Raw genomic sequence first — 17,363 nt, 5'->3', positions numbered from 1 at the left:
TTCTCCAAGTATTGACGCCGAAGCGCAGAATACACGAATACGCGTAAACAAGGTTGTGTTGCGCGGAGAATTGACTATTCGGACAGGACCAAGCCCGCATTCGATTGATTTTTCGGGCTTTTTTATGGTCTGCCGCGTACTCAATCGACCACTTTTACAACCGCACTTTTGCGTCTCACTTCCGCAGTTTTCTCAACCCCGCATTCCCGTCGCACAAAAACCACCCCGGGGGCGGTTTTTGTGTAAGTCCCGCCCCGAAAAATACCCCCAAATATTCAATTACTTAACGACTTTGCTGCGTCGTTCCAAGTAAACATCACGGCAACGTCTGTCATGTTTTTTGTAAACCTAGACCCACCCACCAACAAACAGAACCACCCATTTCCCTTAAAAATCAATCACAAACCCTGTGGATAGGGACGCTTTTTGTGAAGCGTGGGGCGGTTTTTGTGACGCAGGATTCGCAAATTGGGCAAATGGGGCCGGTAATTGTGGCGACCGGGGCGGAAATTGTGATCGCTACCGGCAATCGGGACGGTTTTTGTGCGGATAATCCTGAGGATCCCCGGGGTGGTTTTTGTGTTGACACCCCTCGCTCGCCTGATAGAGTGCCGGGGATCGAAGCCGAATCGGAAGCATGGAAAACCAAGACCTCATCGTCACGCCGAAACAACTGGCGCTGGACATTTACGAAGACATGTCCGCGCAAGGTTCGGCGATCTGCGAATCGACAAGGGACATTGGTTTCCTGCGCAACAACATCTTCACCCGGGTCGGCGGCTTGGGCATCGCCGCGCGCCGCGTGCTCGATGCCGCGTACTTCATCGTCGCGACCAAGGCGCCTGAAGAGCTCATCGACGACAAGGTCTATACCTTCACGGCCGACATCAACTACTTCAAGTGGCTGATGCGTTACGACAGCCGAAACCACAGCCACCTCATTGCGCAGATGCGTTCCGCGGCCCGGGCGCGCGTCGAAATCATGACGGCGCCGTCGATCGAGGAACTGACCGAAAAGGACTCGTGGGGAACCATCAGCCTGCTGGGCGATTGCTACATCGAGCGTAACGTCGTTTGCATCCTGCTTGCGGGACGCGTCATCAAGTATCTGATCAGCCCGTACAAGGCGCATTGGCTGAGCCTGCGTGCATCGACGGCTTTCTCGCTCTCGCTCGCCCGCGCGATCTACGACCGCCTGATCCCGTGCGAAGGCCACGGCGTGACGGAGTGGTTCGCGTTCGAAGACGTACTGGAATGGCCGGGCAAGGTCGGCGAGTCGCGCAAGGAAGTGAAGGAATTCAAGAAGCGCTTCCTCGAGCCCGCTATCGATCAACTCAACGACGTCTCGGATTTCGATGTCAGTTGGGAGCCCAACGCCGAACGTGTTCCGGCGGAAAAGCTGAAGATCCGTTTCCGCTTCACGAAGAAGCAGGGCGCGGACGCGGCGCGCGCCGGCATTCAGGATTCGATGTATCTCCTGTTGCACAACGAGTTCGCGTTCGATACGCCCGACTTCGAGCGCCTCGCCAAGCGCCGCGACGTCTGGACCGACGAGCGGCTCGAGCAAGCGATCGAATACACGCGGTTCAAGCTCAACGAGGGCAAGGTGACGGTCAGCCCGCGCGGCTATCTCTTCAAGGCGCTGGAGGGGAATTACCGCATCGGCGAAGCGGACCGGAGAATGGCGTCGATCAAGGCGAAGCAACTCGAGGACGACAAGAAGGACCGTCGCTCGCGCGATACGGCGCAGGCGCATCTTCAGGCCAGCATCCAGGTTCAGAACGACACGGCCAAGGCCAAGATGAGCGAAGAGATCCAGGCCGGCCGCGAGTACTTCGAGTCGGTCGACGCTTCCGCGCGCAAGGAGCTTTGCCACTCGTTCGTGAGCCAGTTGATTCCGCAGCGGCTGATCGAAAAACAGGGCCTATCACGCGAGAGCGTGAGCGCCGAAAATATTCTCACGGTCAATCGCGTGGTCGCCGACGCGTTCTGCGCCCATGTCTACGCGAAGATGAAAAAGGCGCGCGCGGGCAGCCGGATCTGATTCTCGCGAGCGCCGCGGATTCATCTGGAATCCGTAATATCCCTCACCCCTATCTAACAGGCCGGATCAGCGGCTTCTGACACGCCGCGAGCACCGCGCCCGCCGCCAGAACGAGCGCGGAATACACGAGGCCGCGAGTGAGCCCCGCGCTATCAGACACTCGCCCGATCACCACCGGCCCGACGATCTGCCCCAGCGCGAACACGATCGTGAATGCGTTGATGCCCGTCGGCCATTGATTCGCCGGCAGGTTGTGCCGCACGAATGCCGTCGTCGATGCCACCGCGGACAGAAACGTCGCACCGAACAACGTGCCCGAAACGAATGCCGCCAGCGGATGCACGAGCATCGCAGGAATGAGCGTTGCCGCGGCGAGCAGGCCGTTCAGGATCGCCAGTGCCTGACCGCCACGCATGCGATCGAGCAGCCCGGACCACATCCGCGCCGATACCACCGTCGCCACACCCAGAAGGACGTAGAAGCCGCTCACCACCTCCGCCTTCATGCCCGCATTGCGAAGCAGGGCGACGATGAACGTCATGTAGCCGATATAGCCGATGCCGAAGCATCCATATCCGGCGAGCGCGAGCGCGAAGCGCCGACGTTGCACCGGCGCGCCGGACGGGGACTCCGCACCGTGACGCGCCGACGAGAGCGGGTGTGCGGATTCGATCCGCCGCGCGGCCCAGACCGCAATGCCGGAAAACGCGGCGCAGGCCGCGGCGAGCGCGAACCACGCGAAGCGCCAGCCGTGCGCAACCGGCAAAACCGTGAGCGGAACGACTATCGACGAAATCACGATGCCCCAGCCCGTGCCGCCGTAGTAGAGGCCGATCACGAGTCCCGCGTCGCGCGGCGACATCGATGCAAGCCGTGCAGCGAGCACACCGCCGCTCACGAAGATGAGCGCGCTGCCGATGCCCGTCGCGACGCGCAGCACGAGCAGGGCGTTGGTATCGGTCGTTGCGCCGCTCGCCGCCATCAGTAAAGCCGTGAGCGCGCAACCGGCGATGAACGGCGTCCGGGAGGCGACGCGCCTCGACAACCGGGAGAACGCGAGCGCGCCGAGCAGATAGCCGAACGCGTTCGCCGTATTCATCGCGCCGGCCTGGGCGAAGTTCCACGCGAGGTCGAGTCGCATCGGCGGAAGAAGAAGTGCGTAGGAAAAGCGTGCGAGCCCGAGTGCGATGGCGCTGCCGAGCGATAACGCCACCGCGAGCAAGAGCGCGTGCCTGCGATCGGCTTCGTGGACGATCCCGCTGGAATGGGCCGGCTTGTTCTCGCGAAGGTCTCCGCTCGCATCGTCGTGCTGTATCACGCTCTTGTCGTCCTTTGGATGGCGATTCGTCTTGTCATGTCTATGGTATCGCGGACCGGTCACATTGCTTACACAAGCCGTGGCTAAGCTTCGCAGCGCTGTATCGATATGCGCGACCCCGCCGGAGAATCCCGATGTCGATCGTCCCGATCCGCCACGCCGTGGTGGCGTGCTTTGCCGTTTGCGTCTGCGCAATCGTTTGCGGATGCGGCAGGCAGGAAACGGCCAGCGAGCCGTCCGCGACACCCGCCATGAGCGCGACGAACGCGACAGAAGCAACGAGCGAGCTTCAGGACTGGGCGAAGCAAGCCACGGCAGGCGCATCCGATCCAACCGCGCGAGCCGCCGTCGCACGGGTTGCGTCGGAGCCGCTCGTAACACCCGTGATTCACACGGTGGACTGACCTTTCCTATTCACTTCCCCCGCGAAACGAATGAAAAACAAGAACCGTCGTGATTTTCTGCGCGCGGCCGTCGAGGCCGCAGGCGCGACCGCCGCGCTGAACGTGATGCCGCTCGGCATTCGCCAGGCGCTCGCGATTCCCGCGAACAACCGTCATGGATCGATCGAGGACATCGAGCATATCGTCGTGCTGATGCAGGAGAATCGTTCGTTCGATCATTACTTCGGCACCTTGCGCGGCGTGCGCGGCTTCGGTGACAAGAGCGCGGTGACGCTGCCGGGCGGCAAGCCCGTTTTCAACCAGCCGATCGCAGCCGGCGCGGGCGAAGTGCTGCCGTTTCATCCCGGCGCGTCGAACCTCGGCCTGCAGTTCCTGCAGGATTTGCCGCACGACTGGGTGAGCGGGCAGGGCGCATTCCACGGCGGTCTGTACGATCAGTGGGGGCCGTTCAAGGGCACGACGACGATGGCGTATCTGCAACGCGACGATATCCCGTTCCACTATCAGCTCGCTGACGCCTTCACGATCTGCGACGCCTATCACTGCTCGACGAACACATCGACCGATCCGAACCGCTACTACATGTGGACCGGCTACGTCGGCAACGATGACGCCGGCGGCGGTCCGGTCGTCGACAACGCGGAAGCGGGCTACGGCTGGTCCACGTTTCCCGAAGTGCTCGAGCGCGCGGGCATCTCGTGGAAGATCTATCAGGACATCGGCACCGGACTCGACGCGAAGCACTCGTGGGGCTGGACCGACGACGCGTACATCGGCAACTACGGCGACAACTCGCTGCTCTATTTCACGCAATATCAGAACGCGCAGCCTGGCAGTCCGCTGTACGAAAAGGCGCGTCGCGGCACGAACGCGGCCGCCGGCGACGATTACTTCGCGATCCTGAAGCGCGACGTGCAAGCGAACACGCTGCCGCAGGTCTCATGGATCGTCGCGCCGGAAGCGTTCTCCGAACACCCGAACTGGCCCGCGAACTACGGCGCCTGGTATATCGATCAGGTCTTGCAGGTTCTGACGTCGAACCCGGAGGTATGGAGCAAGACAGCGCTTCTCATCAACTACGACGAAAACGACGGCTTCTTCGACCACCTCGTTCCGCCGTTCCCGCCGACTTCGAGCGCAAACGGCCTTTCGACCGTCGATACGACCGCCGAGATTTTTCCGGGCAGCGCGAAATACGCGAGCGGTCCGTATGGCCTTGGCGCGCGCGTGCCGATGCTCGTCGTGTCGCCGTGGTCCAAAGGTGGCTGGGTGTGCTCCGAAACCTTCGACCATACTTCCGTGATCCGCTTCATCCAGAAGCGCTTCGGCCGTGCGCACGGTCTGGCCGAGCCGAACATCTCGCCGTGGCGCCGGGCGATCTGCGGCGACCTGACATCCGCGTTCGACTTCCGCAATCCAAACACCGCGATGCCCACGCTGCCCGGCACGAGCGGCTACGTGCCGCCCGACAAGCTGCGCCATCAAGACTACGTGCCCGTTCCGCCGACTACGCAGGCGATCCCGAAGCAGGAGCCCGGCGTGCGCGCCGCGCGCGCGTTGCCGTACGAGCTGTTCGTGCGCACACGTCCGTCGAAGGGCGCCGTGTCGTTCGATTTCGTCAACACCGGCGGCGTGGGCGCGGCGTTTCTGCTCTATCGCAACGCGAGCGCCGATGCGCCGCGCACCTACACGGTCGAGGCGCGCAAGCGTCTCGCGGACCGCGTCGCGGCGAATCCGGACGGCAGCTTCGACTTCGTCGTGCACGGCCCGAACGGATTTCTGCGGCGGATCGCGGGCACGGCGGACGCGCCGTCGTCCGGCTGGTGGTCGCGTGAACAGGCCGCGCCGGAAGTCGCGGAAGGTTACGACGTCGCCAACGGCAATCTGCAACTGCGGCTCGTGAATCGCGGAACGGCCGCGTGCACCTTCAGCGTGACCAATGCGTACGATCCGTCGAAGACCATCACGCGGCGCGTGCGCGGCGGAGACACCGCGCAGGTCTACCTCGATCTGCGCGACGCCCACGGCTGGTACGACGTCGAAATCAAGGTCGACACCGATCGCGCGTTCTTGCGGCGCCTCGCAGGGCACGTCGAGACCGGACGCGACAGCATGAGCGATCCGGCGCTCGGCGAATGACATCGACGGCAACAATGGCTTGCTCAACGTAGTAGGTATCGCAGGCCGTGCGCATTCCAAACTTGCGCACGGCCGCGCGTCGGACGCATCTTCTCCCGACCGGACTCCCTGACATTCCCGCCATCTCGGAAGTCTTTTCCGATCCTGCCTCGTCAGGCAGCGCACATACGTGGGACATCACGCATTGCGAAGCGCAACGAAGCCTGTGAAGATCGAGCGTGCACGCCAGTTCATGCTTAAGATCGGGGCGACGGTGAAATCAAAATGGCACGCCGGGCCTCGTATCGCACCATCAAATCCAACAACGAATTGGGGTGCAACACGGAGACGGGGATGAGAGAACGAGCAACAGTGCTGCTGGTTCGTCACCAGTCAGTGCTGCTGGTCCGGGAGCGTGGCGGACCGTGGTTGCTGCCAGGCGGAGCGGTAGCATTCGACGAATTGACGATTATTGCGGCGATCCGAGCGCTGCACGAAGACACGGGAGTGCAGGCGAGCGCTGCCGCTTTTCTGTTTCAGCAGGTATCGGCGCATCATCTGCATCATGTCTTTCGCATTGCGATACCGGACGACGTGCATGTGCGGCCGAAAGCCGACGCCAGGTTCCACGAATTGTTGTGGATCGACGCGCGTCAGCTCGCGAACGTCAGCGCGACGCCCGGCACCAGGGCCATCCTGACGCGTGCGATGGGCGGCGGCCGCGATTCGCCGAGGCATGCGTGGAGCCACGGTGGCGCGGAGTCGGAGGTGGCGGCCGGCTTTAGCCGACGTGGCCGCTAGCGCGGACCGGTTTCCCTTCGACTGACGATTCTTCTTGTCTGCGCAAACCGCGCGGGCGCGTATTTCGCTGCGAAATGAATACTTTTTCGGCGAAGTTACGCCTATGCTACCGTTTGAAACGCTTGCGGGCGCTCGTGCGTGTATCGCCGAGCGCCCGTTGCAGCCTTGAGCAACGGAGGCATTCGCCCTTTGATTGGCGGAGGAAACCATGAAGCTCGTCAGCATGTTCGCCGGGACCGTCGGATTTGTGGCCGTGGTGGGCCTCTCATTGTTGGCGGTCGCGGACATTCTCTTGACAACATCCGACAAACCCACGGAGAAAGAACGCCTCGCATGAGTTTGGGCCTTCTTATAGCCGAATGACCGGTTAATTGTCGGTCAAATAGGCGGCCGACTGTCGAAGAAACGTCGTATATCAGTTGAAGACATTCGAATGGCGGAATGCTGCCTTTCGAAAATTGGCCGCAATAATTAATACACCGCGTATCGAAATTCGATTAATCGCGGTCGCGTCCGTCGCACGGCGTGAGGTGACGTGCACGACGCCAGCGTCCCGCGGAGCGCGCCGGGCATGGCTCCTTGCGCCGCCGGTCGCCGGAACAGACGTGCTTTCACCCATTTGTTCAGGGATTTGCGCGCACCGGATGCGTCGGAAAATCATGCTGGAGGTCGCGTGGCGGAAATCGGCCGATTAGCCATGTGATATAATCAGGAATAAATCAAAGTCATTCGGTCAAACTTTCAGCCACGGGTTTTATCTAATGCTTGATTCATCGCGGATGAGCGCGGAGGAAGCATGTCAGTAGTCGGTGTTATAGGCGCAATTGTTTTTTTCGCAATAATCGGTCTTGCATTGCTGGCCGTGTTCGAAATTATCTTTTCGCCTTCTTCCAGACATAAGGCAGATGAAACGAGCGAGCCGGGTCACAAGCGGCAGACCTGGTTTCGCAGGCGCGAAGTCGCCGTGCGCCGTGATGAGCCTTGATTCACGAAAAATTTTCCTGCTCCACCAACAAGTTAGGATCTCCGCCGCCATCGGCGAAGCAGCCTCCCGCCAAGCCGCCGATCATCACGCAACGCCGCATTTCCTGCACAGCCGTTCAAATCCCTCGCATTAATTAGCTGTCGCAACAGTGTGCGATAGCGCACCGCACGCACATTCCCCAGACTCTAGTCTTTCTTCGCCGGCATCAACATGAAATGGACTGTTCATCATTTCAAATGCCGGACCACAAAACATATAAAGACAGTTAAGCGTTTAGCTAAAGATGGAAGTGCGATCGGCTGGCAAATCGCTGCTGTCTGAGGGAAAAGAAATGGCGCAACCCGCATATCCTTCCGTGCTCGAGTGGTGGACGCGCGTCGAAAAGCGGATCTACGGTGACTCCGACGAGACACCGCGGATCCCCTCTCATGCCCGTGCACCGATCATGGTTCTGTACGACGGCTGCGAGAACATCGAGGCGCTGTGGAAAGCGCTGCTCCAATGCCGAACTCCGCACATTCAGGTCGTATGGAAGTCGCCCGAATCGGACGAGATGCGTCTGCTGGCGGAATCGTATGTCGCGATACCGGAAAAGCTCTTCTTCCTGAAGTCGCTGCAGACGAGTCTGCGGCGCGTCGCCGTTCTCGTCGAGCGGGCGCAGAAGCGTCTGGAGGCGGCCTCGTCGCCTCGTGATCTTCCGCTCGTCAAGGCGAAGGCGCGGACGGCGCGTCTGTCGGCTTTCACGTCGGCGTGTTTTGCGTTGCGGCATCTCGGACGCAAGGTGCTGAACCAGCCGCTCAAGCTGCTGATTCAGCGCGGGCACTGGGTATTGGCGTATCGACGCACGGGCGCGGAGAACAGCGTCGAAGGAGACGAAAGCCGCAACTGGGTCACGCTTCCCGGCATGACGTCGCAGTTTCACGCCGATCCGTTCCTATGGCGCGGCAAGAACGGCGACTATCACCTGTTCTTCGAGAGCCTTCCCTACGACACGAACCGCGGCACGATCAGCCATATCGCGTTCGATCCGGTCACGCAAAGGTGGCAGGAGACGCCGCGCGTCGTGCTCGACAAGAGCTATCACCTGTCGTACCCGTTTCTCTTCGAGCATGAAGGCGAAGTTTTCATGATCCCGGAGACCTGCGGCAATCGTACGATCGAAATGTACCGCGCCGCCTCGTTTCCGACCGACTGGGTGCTGCACAAGGTCATCATGCGCGACGTCGTCGCGGCCGACACGACGCTCTATCACGACGGCAAGACGTGGTGGATGTTCACGAGCATGACCGAAGACGGCGGATCGAACTGGGATGAGCTGTCGATCTTCCACTCCGACAGCCCGTTCGGCGAATGGACCGCGCATCCGATGAACCCGGTCGTCTCCGACTGCCGTCTCGCGCGCATGGCCGGTAACCTGTTCAAGGACGGACAGAACCGCCTGATCCGTCCCGCGCAGAATTGCGAGCGCGAGTACGGCGCCGCGCTGACGTTCCGCGAGATCACCGAACTCACGACGACGACCTACGCCGAACGGACCGTGTCGATCCGCACGCCGCCGCGCGGCCATCAGGGACTTCATACGTGGAATGCGGTCGGCGGAATCACGGTCATCGATCTGAAGACGCAGCTTCGCAAATGGAATCCGTGGCGCGGCCCGATGAGGCGCGCATGACGCAAACGGCGCCCGCGGCCAGTCGCGCGCGGGCAAGACAACCGGCGTGTGGCGCGTCGCACAGTGCGTGCCACGGGCGCCGGCTTACATTGATGACTCATCGGAGACTGGAAGCCGCATCGGGCAATATTTTGCGCGCGCGTCACACAGGTCATCCGGCGAGGCAGCCCATCGCCATAAAACACACCCGTCAGCACCAGCATCTCCGCCAGCAGCGCGCGCGCCGGTTGCCTGGAGACGGGCCCATCGCAGAAAAACGGCAGCCGGGACCATGAAGCTTCTCCATGTCATCGTTGCGCTCAATGCGGACGGCGCTGAACGCATGCTTCAGCGCCTCATCGAGTCGCACATCGAAGATCCGCGGTTTCGTCACGTCGTCTGCTCGCTCACGACGACCGGCAAGGTCGGTGAAGAACTGGCCGCTCGCGGCATCGACGTGCATAGCCTCGGCATGCGTTCGCCGCTCGGCTTTCCGCGCGCGTTGTGGCACCTCGTGAAGCTGATTCGCAAGGTGCGCCCCGACATCATTCAGACGTGGATGTACCACGCCGACTTTCTCGGCGGACTTGCGGGACGGCTCGCGGCGCACAAGCGCATCGTGTGGGGCGTGCGCACCACCGACGTGAAATCGGGCGGCTCGCGCGTGACCGTGCTGTTGCGCAAGATCTGCGCGTGGCTGTCGTACTCCGTGCCGCAGGCGATCGTGTGCGCGGCCGAGGCATCGCGCCGGGCGCACGTGTCGGTCGGTTATGACGCGAGCCGCATGATGGTCGTGCCGAACGGGTTCGATGTCGCGCGCCTTTCCGCGACGCCCGAGCAACGCGCCGCGATCCGCCAGCAATGCGGATTCGAGGACGGCACGGTCGTGGTCGGCATTCTCGGCCGCTTCCACCCGGTGAAGGATCATGAGAATTTCGTGCGCGCGGCGGGCATGCTGGCCGCGCGCCATCCCGACGTGCGCTTCATGATGGTCGGCCGCGATCTCGACGCGAACAATCGCGAGCTCGCGGAGTGGATCGCGAAGACGGGATTTGCGTCGCGCTTCGTGTTGCTCGGCGAGCGGCGCGACGTGCCCGCGTGTCTGTCGGCGATGGACGTGTTCTGTCTCTCGTCGCGCACGGAAGGCTTCCCGAACGTGGTCGGCGAGGCGATGGCGATGGCGCTGCCATGCGTCGTCACCGACGTCGGCGATGCGGCCATGCTCGTCGCCAACACGGGCGTGGTCGTCGCGAAGGAAAACACCGACGCGCTCGCGGCCGGACTGTCCCGCGTCGTCGACATGACGCCCGACGAGCGTATCCGTCTCGGCCAGATGGCGAAGGCGCGCATCCACGCCGAATTCACGATGATGCGCGCGCGCGAGCGTTTCGAAGATATCTACCTGCGGCTCGTCCAAGAAAAGTGAGCATCGCATAAGCGTGGCCTCTGGCCGCATCTGAAGGAGAACGAACATGTGCGGTATCGTCGGCTTTCTGGGTGGTCGCGGCATCGGCCCGGGCGACTCGAAGACAACGGTCCGGAAGATGGCGCTTGCCATCGCCTATCGCGGACCCGACGACGCGGGCGACTGGACCGATGATCTGCGCGGCATCGCGCTCGGTCATCGCCGGCTGGCGATTCTGGATCTCTCGGCGGCGGGGCATCAGCCGATGTCGTCGGGCAGCGGCCGTTATGTCATCGTCTTCAATGGCGAGATCTATAACCATCTCGATCTGCGTGAGGAACTCGAAGACACGCAGCGTGCGCCCTTCTGGCGCGGAAGTTCGGATACCGAAACATTGATGGCCGGCTTCGATGCATGGGGCATTCAGGCGACCATCGAGCGCGCGGTCGGCATGTTCGCGTTCGCCGTGTGGGACCGGCAGGAATGCCAGCTCACGCTTGCGCGCGACCGGATCGGAGAAAAGCCCCTTTATTACGGGTGGCAGGGGCAGGGCGAAGAAGCCGCGTTCGTGTTCGGTTCCGAACTCAAAGGGCTGCGCGAGCATCCCGCGTTCGAGAACAACGTCGATCGCGGCGCGCTGACGCTGCAGATTCGCCACGGCTGCGTGCCCGCGCCGTATTCCATCTTCGAAGGCATCTACAAGCTCGAACCGGGCAAGATGCTCACCGTGTCGCTCGAACGGCGTGAGCCGCGCATCTGGGCGTACTGGTCGGGCGTCGAGGCGGCCGTCAACGGCGCCGCGCGCGGTTTTGCGGGCACTGCCGAGGACGCCGTCGAAGAGCTGGAGCACTTGCTCAGCGATGCGATCCGCCAGCAGATGCTCTCCGACGTGCCGCTCGGCGCGTTTCTCTCGGGCGGCGTGGATTCGTCGACGATCGTCGCACTGATGCAGAAGCAGTCGTCGCGTCCGGTGAAGACCTTCACGATCGGCTTCAACGAAAGCGACTTCGACGAAGCAAAGCTCGCGAAGGCAGTCTCCGCGCATCTCGGCACCGAACATACCGAGCTGTACGTGACGGCGCGTGAAGCGCTCGATGTCATTCCGCGTCTGCCCGAACTCTATGACGAACCGTTCGCGGATTCATCGCAGATCCCGACGTTCCTCGTCTCGCAACTCGCCCGGCAACACGTGACGGTGTCGCTGTCCGGCGACGCCGGCGACGAGCTCTTCTGCGGCTATCAGCGCTACCGCACCGCGCCGGACATGTGGGACAAGATGACGGTGCTGCCGGCGTCGTTGCGCAAGCTGGCGGCATCGGGCATCGTCGGGATTTCGCCGAAGCGCTGGAACAGCATGGCCGGGCTGATGGAACCGATACTGCCGTCGTCCCTGCGCGGCGTGAAAGTCGGCGACAAGCTGCACAAGGGCGCGCAATTGCTGTCGTGCCAGTCGCGCGACGAGGTGTATCTGCATCTGATGTCGCAATGGAACGACCCGGCGGCGCTCGTGATCGGCGGTCATCAGCCGCCCACGCTGATGACCGGCAACGCGCCCGCTTTCACCGGCCTCGACGACGTGCAGCGCATGATGGCGCTCGACATGATCACCTATCTTCCCGACGACATTCTCACGAAGGTCGATCGCGCCGCGATGGGCGTCTCGCTCGAAACGCGCGTGCCGTTCCTCGATCATCGCGTCGTGGAGTTCGCGTGGCGCCTGCCGCAATCGATGAAGGTGCGCGACGGGCAAACCAAATGGGCGCTGCGCCAGGTGCTCTATCGTCATGTGCCGCGCGCGATGATCGAGCGGCCCAAGCAGGGTTTCGGCGTGCCGATCACGCACTGGCTGCGCGGCGAGCTGCGCGACTGGGCTGAAGCGCTGCTCGACGAATCGCGGCTGCGTCGCGAGGGCTTCTTCGATCCGGAGATGGTGCGGGCGAAATGGCAACAGCATCTGTCGGGCGAGCAGAACTGGCATCGGCAGCTTTGGAACGTGCTGATGTTCCAGCAGTGGCTCGAGCATCAGAACGCTTCGTCGATCCCGCTCTTCACGTCCCCCACGGCGGATCTCGCCGGCATGGCAGGCTGATATCGCCGGGGGGCGTTCACGCGCCGCTCATGACGATGTTTATAACGAAAGGCCCTGGTCTACCGGACCAGGGCCTTTTTATTTGCGCGCAGACTGGTGCGATGATCGACGCGCCGTAGTCGTATCGCGTTTCACGGCGGTTGAATATGCGCGGAGAGAGTATGCCGATGCGCGACTCATGACGGCCGGCCCGAAGCGATAAAGGCACATGACGGCAAGCCCAAAGCCCAAAGCCCAAAGCCCAAAGCCCAAAGCCCAAAGCCCAAAGCCCAAAGCCCAAAGCCCAAAGCCCAAAGCCCAAAGCAAAAAGGCCCCGGTTGTATCGACCAGGGCCTTTCGCCTTTCTGCCATCTCCGGCGCACATCGCGCCGGAATCGCGTGACTTCGATTTACTTGTGATGCGTCGTCTGCTCGGGCACGGCGGCGGGAACGACGGCCTGTCTGCTGCCCACGAGCCAGCGCGGCGTCTTGAACCGCACGATCGCGGTGTACAGCCAGACGTACGCGACGACGAACACGGCCGCGGTCACCGCGAGCACCACCGGGTTGTGCCAGAAGAGCGAGGCCGGCACGATGCCGATCATGCTCAGCACCCACAGATACGGCGACGTGCGCGCGTTTCTGCGCTGGCGCTGTCGCGGATCGCTTCCTTTGCGTACGATCCGCTTGAAGATCAGCGTATGCAGGTGGATGCCGTCAGGCGCGCCGACCGGCCGGCCGCGCACGATCCTGCGGCGGTAGATCGAGAACAGCGTTTCGAAGAGCGGATAGATCGCGACGACCATCGCATACCACGCGCAGACGGTCGGGTGCCGGGCGACCAGCAGCACGAGCAGCTCCGCGATCGTGAAGCCGATGAAGTACGCACCGCCGTCACCGAGGAAAATCGACGCAGCCGGATAATTCCAGATCGCGAAGCCGCCGATCGCGCCGATCATCGTGAGCGCGGTGCTCATCACGAGCAGATCGCCGACTTCATGTGCGACATAACCGATCGAGCCGAAGATCAGAATCGACACGACCGCAGCGAGTCCGTTGAAACCATCGATGATATTGACAGCGTTGGTGAGCCCCGCGACCGCCAGCACCGTCAGGCCGATCGCGATGGGCGCGACGGAAAGAATCGGATCGACGAGCGGCAGATCCACACGGCCTACCACGCCGTTGAGCAGAAACGCGCCGAGGAGCGCCGCCAGCATCGCACTCAGAAGCCGCGCACGGACGCTGACGCGCTTCGTCAAATCCTCGATTACGCCACTTCCGAATGCCGGCGCCGCGCAGAGCAGCAGCAGCAGGGATTCGTCGCGAGGATTTCCCCCGAAAATCGCGGCGATGGGAAAGGTCACGCAAGCCGCGACCATCAATGCGATGCCGCCGATCCTGGGGACCGGATGAGAATGATTCTTCTGAACCCCGTTCAAATCATGATCCAGGGAGAGCGCCCCGTAGCGCCCCGCGAATCGAACTATAAGTAGCGTCATGCAGAAAGAACTGATGAAGCCAAGCGCAAGGTTTAACATTTTTTTCACTCACGAAGAGGGCGCATCTCTTTTCGAATATCAAAACCCGAAAGCGTATGGTAGGTACAACCCCTGTCATTGTCCACGCATTTATGGCGCTTTAATGTGTGAAACCGAGCCTACCGGGATTATATTGGGACTTCCCCCGATTATTCATACAAACGCGATTTTAATATCCCATAAAAACACGATTTTCATATAAAGGACTTAAAATCCGTTTTAAAAGAATCGTGCATAGTCGGTGCGCAAGCCCACCTTCGCACGCAGATTTTTGGAGGGTCGGTACGTTTTGCCACGGAGGGAGCGCCTAGGGCTGTCTCTATGCCTAGCATAGGCCGGAAGGAGCCCCACCGGTAGGCGAAAAAATGTCCGGAAATCGAACCCCGGCTAAACCGGCTTTCTTCATAAAATTAGCAGTTCGATTAAAAGCAATTATATGTGCGGTGCCGCGCATACAACAAGACCCGTTGTGATAATTTTCGATTTGCTCAAATGGCCCGCATACTCAATAAATTCTTAAAAGTGGGTTATAGAACACTCGGCCGCGTTGAAAGGTTCGATAAACAACAAAAATCGTCTGTGGGAATTTCTCTTTTTTTGAGTCGTGTGTTTCAATACGACTGCAATGCCGGGGCGGGATATTAACGGCCCTGAATGCCGGCCTGAATTCAAGAATAAGGAAATGGTGTTTGCGCCCTTTTGGGTGCGCTGCAAGTGTTTCGATCCGCATCCGGTGCGCATACCGCGCGCCGGTCCCATAAGAGCCTGTAACGAGACGTTCCATGAAAGTTAAAAATCAGGCGTCAGCCGTAACGGCCGAGACCGACAAAGAGATCGAGCTCACGTCGATTCTCGAAACGCTGGGCCGTCACTGGAAGATGATCGCGACGACCGTGGCGGTCGTCTTCAGCATCGGGGTGGTGTACGCGTATTTCTCCGCGCCGATTTATCAGGCAGGCATGCTCGTTCGGGTCGACGACTCGAGCAGCGCGCCGCCGACCGACTCACGCGACATGGTGAGGACCGCGGCCTCGATGTTCGACCAGCGGGCGACGGCCGAAGGCGAGATCCAGGTCATCGGCTCGAAGTTCGTGCTCGGTCCCGTCGTCGATGCGCTCAAGCTGTATATCCAAGCCGCGCCGCATCGCTTCCCGCTGATCGGCGGGATGATCGCGCGCACCACCGACGAAACGTCCACGCCGGGTCTGTTCGGTCGCGGCGGTTACGCGTGGGGCGCCGAATCGATCGACGTGTCCGCGTTCGACGTGCCGAAGAAGTTCGAAGGCCAGGAATACACGCTGCGCTATCTCGGCAACGGCCAGTATCAGGTTCGCGGCCCGGGCATCGAAACGGGCGTCGGCGGCCAGACCGGCACCGTGCAGCGCTTCGACACTGAAGCAGGCCCGATCTCGCTGCTCGTCGGTTTCATTCATGGCGAAAAGGGCGTCGAATTCGATCTCACCCGCAATTCGCGCGTGTCGGCCATCAATCGCCTGCAGAACTCGCTGACGATCGCCGAGCAAGGCAACAAGTCGGGCGTGATCAGCACGTCGCTGGAAGGCAAGGACCCGGTGCTCGTCGCGGCGACCATCAACGAACTCTCGCAGATGTACATCCGGCAGAACGCCGATCGTCGCGGGATCAACGCCGAGAAGTCGCTCGAATACCTCGAGCAGCAGCTTCCCGACGCCAAACGTCAGATGGAATCGGCCGAGGACAACTACAACGCGTATCGCAACAGCCGGACGATGTTCAATCCGGACGAAGAAGGCCGCATCGTCATGCAGCAGGCTTCGCAGGCGGACGCGCAGTTGCTCGACCTGAAGCGCCGCCGTTCCGACCTGGCCGTTCACTTCTCGCCGTCGCATCCGAGCGTGGTGGTGATCGATCAGCAGATCGCGGCGACCGAGAAGTACATCAACGACCTCGCGGCGCGTGTCAAGGCCATGCCGGCAGCCGAGCAGGGCGCGCTGCGCCTGCAACGCGACGTGCGTGTGAGCACCGATGTCTATTCGGCGTTGCGCAACAACATCGAAACGATGCGCCTCATCCGGGCTGGCCGCGTGCCGACCGTGGAACTGCTCGACCGCGCCGAAGTGCCCGAGCGTCCCGTCAAGCCGGTCAAGGCGCTGGTGCTCGTGATCGCGGCAGGTATCGGACTGTTCATCGGCATCGTGCTGGCTTTCGCTCGCGACTTCCTGTTCAAGGGCGTGCTCGATCCGAAGGAACTGGAATCGAAGACGGGTCTTTCGGTATTCGCGACCATTCCGGACAGCGAACGCCAGAAGGAACTCGCGAAGCGTATCGCCGACAAGCGGCCGGAACAGCTCGCGCTCGCCTCGCGATATCCGACGGACCCGGCCGTGGAAGGCCTGCGCATGATGCGCTCGTCCCTGCACTATGCGTTGATGGATGCGCCGAACAACGTGGTGATGCTGGCGGGTCCGCTGCCGGGTATCGGCAAGTCGTTTGTGTCGGCGAATCTGGCGACGCTCCTTGCCGCCGGCGGCAAGCGCGTGCTGCTCGTCGATTGCGACCTGCGCCGCGGCCACCTGAACCAGTACTTCGGCCTGCCGCGCGGCAAGGGGCTCGTGGATATCGTCAACGGCTCCAGCACGCTCGAAGAAACCGTGCATCGCTCGGTGCTGAACAACCTCGACTTCGTGCAGTGCGGCTTCTATCCGCCGGACCCGGCCGAACTGCTTCTGTCGAACGCGTTCACGGAATCGGTGAGCCGCGCATCGGAGAACTACGACATCGTGCTGCTCGACGCGCCGGCCATCCTGGCGGTGTCGGACACGGCGATCATGGCGCCCGTCGCGGGTTCGATCTTCCTGGTTGCGCGTTATGGGGATACGCGCTCCGGGGAAATCTCGGAGTCCGTGAAGCGGCTTGAACAGTCGGGCGCAAGCGTGACCGGCGTGCTGCTCAACGGCTTCAAGGTGCATTACGGCAACTACGCCCAGGCGCGTCAGTACGGCGGCTACGCCTACGCTGCCTACAAGGCCGACAACGAAGGCTAGAGCCT

Annotated in this window: 12 protein-coding genes; 10 read left to right on the top strand and 2 right to left on the bottom strand. The window is 61.8% G+C overall.

Features of this window, described 5'->3' with window-relative positions; translation table 11 throughout:
• Positions 1–637: 637 nt before the first annotated feature.
• Positions 638–2,044 carry a replication initiation protein gene (locus IAG25_RS23300; protein ID WP_187606951.1) on the top strand — a complete coding sequence of 469 codons (1,407 nt, stop codon included), beginning with the start codon at positions 638–640 and terminating at the stop codon, positions 2,042–2,044.
• Positions 2,045–2,093: 49 nt separating this feature from the next.
• Here the strand turns inward: IAG25_RS23300 and IAG25_RS23295 are convergent, their stop codons facing one another.
• On the bottom strand, positions 2,094–3,362 hold the full coding sequence (locus tag IAG25_RS23295; RefSeq protein ID WP_187606950.1) for a YbfB/YjiJ family MFS transporter: 1,269 nt from the start codon (positions 3,360–3,362) through the stop codon (positions 2,094–2,096).
• Between the two features lie 134 nt (positions 3,363–3,496).
• Between IAG25_RS23295 and IAG25_RS23290 the strand changes: the two genes are divergently transcribed.
• The 8 genes from IAG25_RS23290 to asnB all read left to right on the top strand — a co-directional run bounded on the left by IAG25_RS23290 (position 3,497) and on the right by asnB (position 12,815).
• The gene (locus IAG25_RS23290) at positions 3,497–3,766 is read left to right on the top strand and encodes a hypothetical protein (protein WP_187606949.1); all 270 of its coding nucleotides are present in this window, start codon (positions 3,497–3,499) and stop codon (positions 3,764–3,766) included.
• Positions 3,767–3,796: 30 nt separating this feature from the next.
• Positions 3,797–5,905 carry a phosphocholine-specific phospholipase C gene (locus IAG25_RS23285; RefSeq protein ID WP_187606948.1) on the top strand — a complete coding sequence of 703 codons (2,109 nt, stop codon included), beginning with the start codon at positions 3,797–3,799 and terminating at the stop codon, positions 5,903–5,905.
• A 264-nt stretch (positions 5,906–6,169) separates the two neighbouring features.
• The gene (locus IAG25_RS23280) at positions 6,170–6,685 is read left to right on the top strand and encodes an NUDIX domain-containing protein (protein WP_238216915.1); all 516 of its coding nucleotides are present in this window, start codon (positions 6,170–6,172) and stop codon (positions 6,683–6,685) included.
• A gap of 208 nt (positions 6,686–6,893) precedes the next feature.
• Positions 6,894–7,022: a hypothetical protein gene (locus IAG25_RS41510; RefSeq protein ID WP_255503871.1), complete on the top strand. Its 129-nt coding sequence runs from the start codon at positions 6,894–6,896 to the stop codon at positions 7,020–7,022.
• A gap of 459 nt (positions 7,023–7,481) precedes the next feature.
• Complete coding sequence (locus IAG25_RS23275) at positions 7,482–7,670, top strand: hypothetical protein (protein WP_187606947.1); 189 nt, start codon at positions 7,482–7,484, stop codon at positions 7,668–7,670.
• Positions 7,671–8,115: 445 nt separating this feature from the next.
• On the top strand, positions 8,116–9,342 hold the full coding sequence (locus IAG25_RS23270) for a glucosamine inositolphosphorylceramide transferase family protein (protein ID WP_255503870.1): 1,227 nt from the start codon (positions 8,116–8,118) through the stop codon (positions 9,340–9,342).
• Between the two features lie 271 nt (positions 9,343–9,613).
• Positions 9,614–10,747, top strand: coding sequence for a glycosyltransferase family 4 protein (locus tag IAG25_RS23265; protein WP_187606945.1), 1,134 nt, complete (start codon positions 9,614–9,616; stop codon positions 10,745–10,747).
• 46 nt (positions 10,748–10,793) lie between these two features.
• Positions 10,794–12,815 (top strand): asparagine synthase (glutamine-hydrolyzing), encoded by a 2,022-nt coding sequence (gene asnB, locus IAG25_RS23260; RefSeq protein WP_187606944.1) that lies wholly within the window; start codon positions 10,794–10,796, stop codon positions 12,813–12,815.
• A gap of 389 nt (positions 12,816–13,204) precedes the next feature.
• On the opposite strand, the gene IAG25_RS23255 is transcribed toward asnB, so the two are convergent.
• Entirely contained in the window at positions 13,205–14,335 is a 1,131-nt protein-coding gene (locus tag IAG25_RS23255) for an MraY family glycosyltransferase (RefSeq protein ID WP_187606943.1), read from the bottom strand.
• 782 nt (positions 14,336–15,117) lie between these two features.
• On the opposite strand from IAG25_RS23255, the gene IAG25_RS23250 reads away from it, so the two are divergent.
• Complete coding sequence (locus IAG25_RS23250) at positions 15,118–17,358, top strand: polysaccharide biosynthesis tyrosine autokinase (RefSeq protein ID WP_187606942.1); 2,241 nt, start codon at positions 15,118–15,120, stop codon at positions 17,356–17,358.
• Positions 17,359–17,363: the final 5 nt, after the last annotated feature.

The sequence above is a fragment of the Caballeronia sp. EK genome, assembly GCF_014384845.1.
Classification (GTDB): Bacteria; Pseudomonadota; Gammaproteobacteria; order Burkholderiales; family Burkholderiaceae; genus Caballeronia; species Caballeronia jiangsuensis.
The sequence above is the reverse complement of the archived record's forward strand: the minus strand, read 5'-3'. Positions and strand labels throughout refer to the sequence as shown.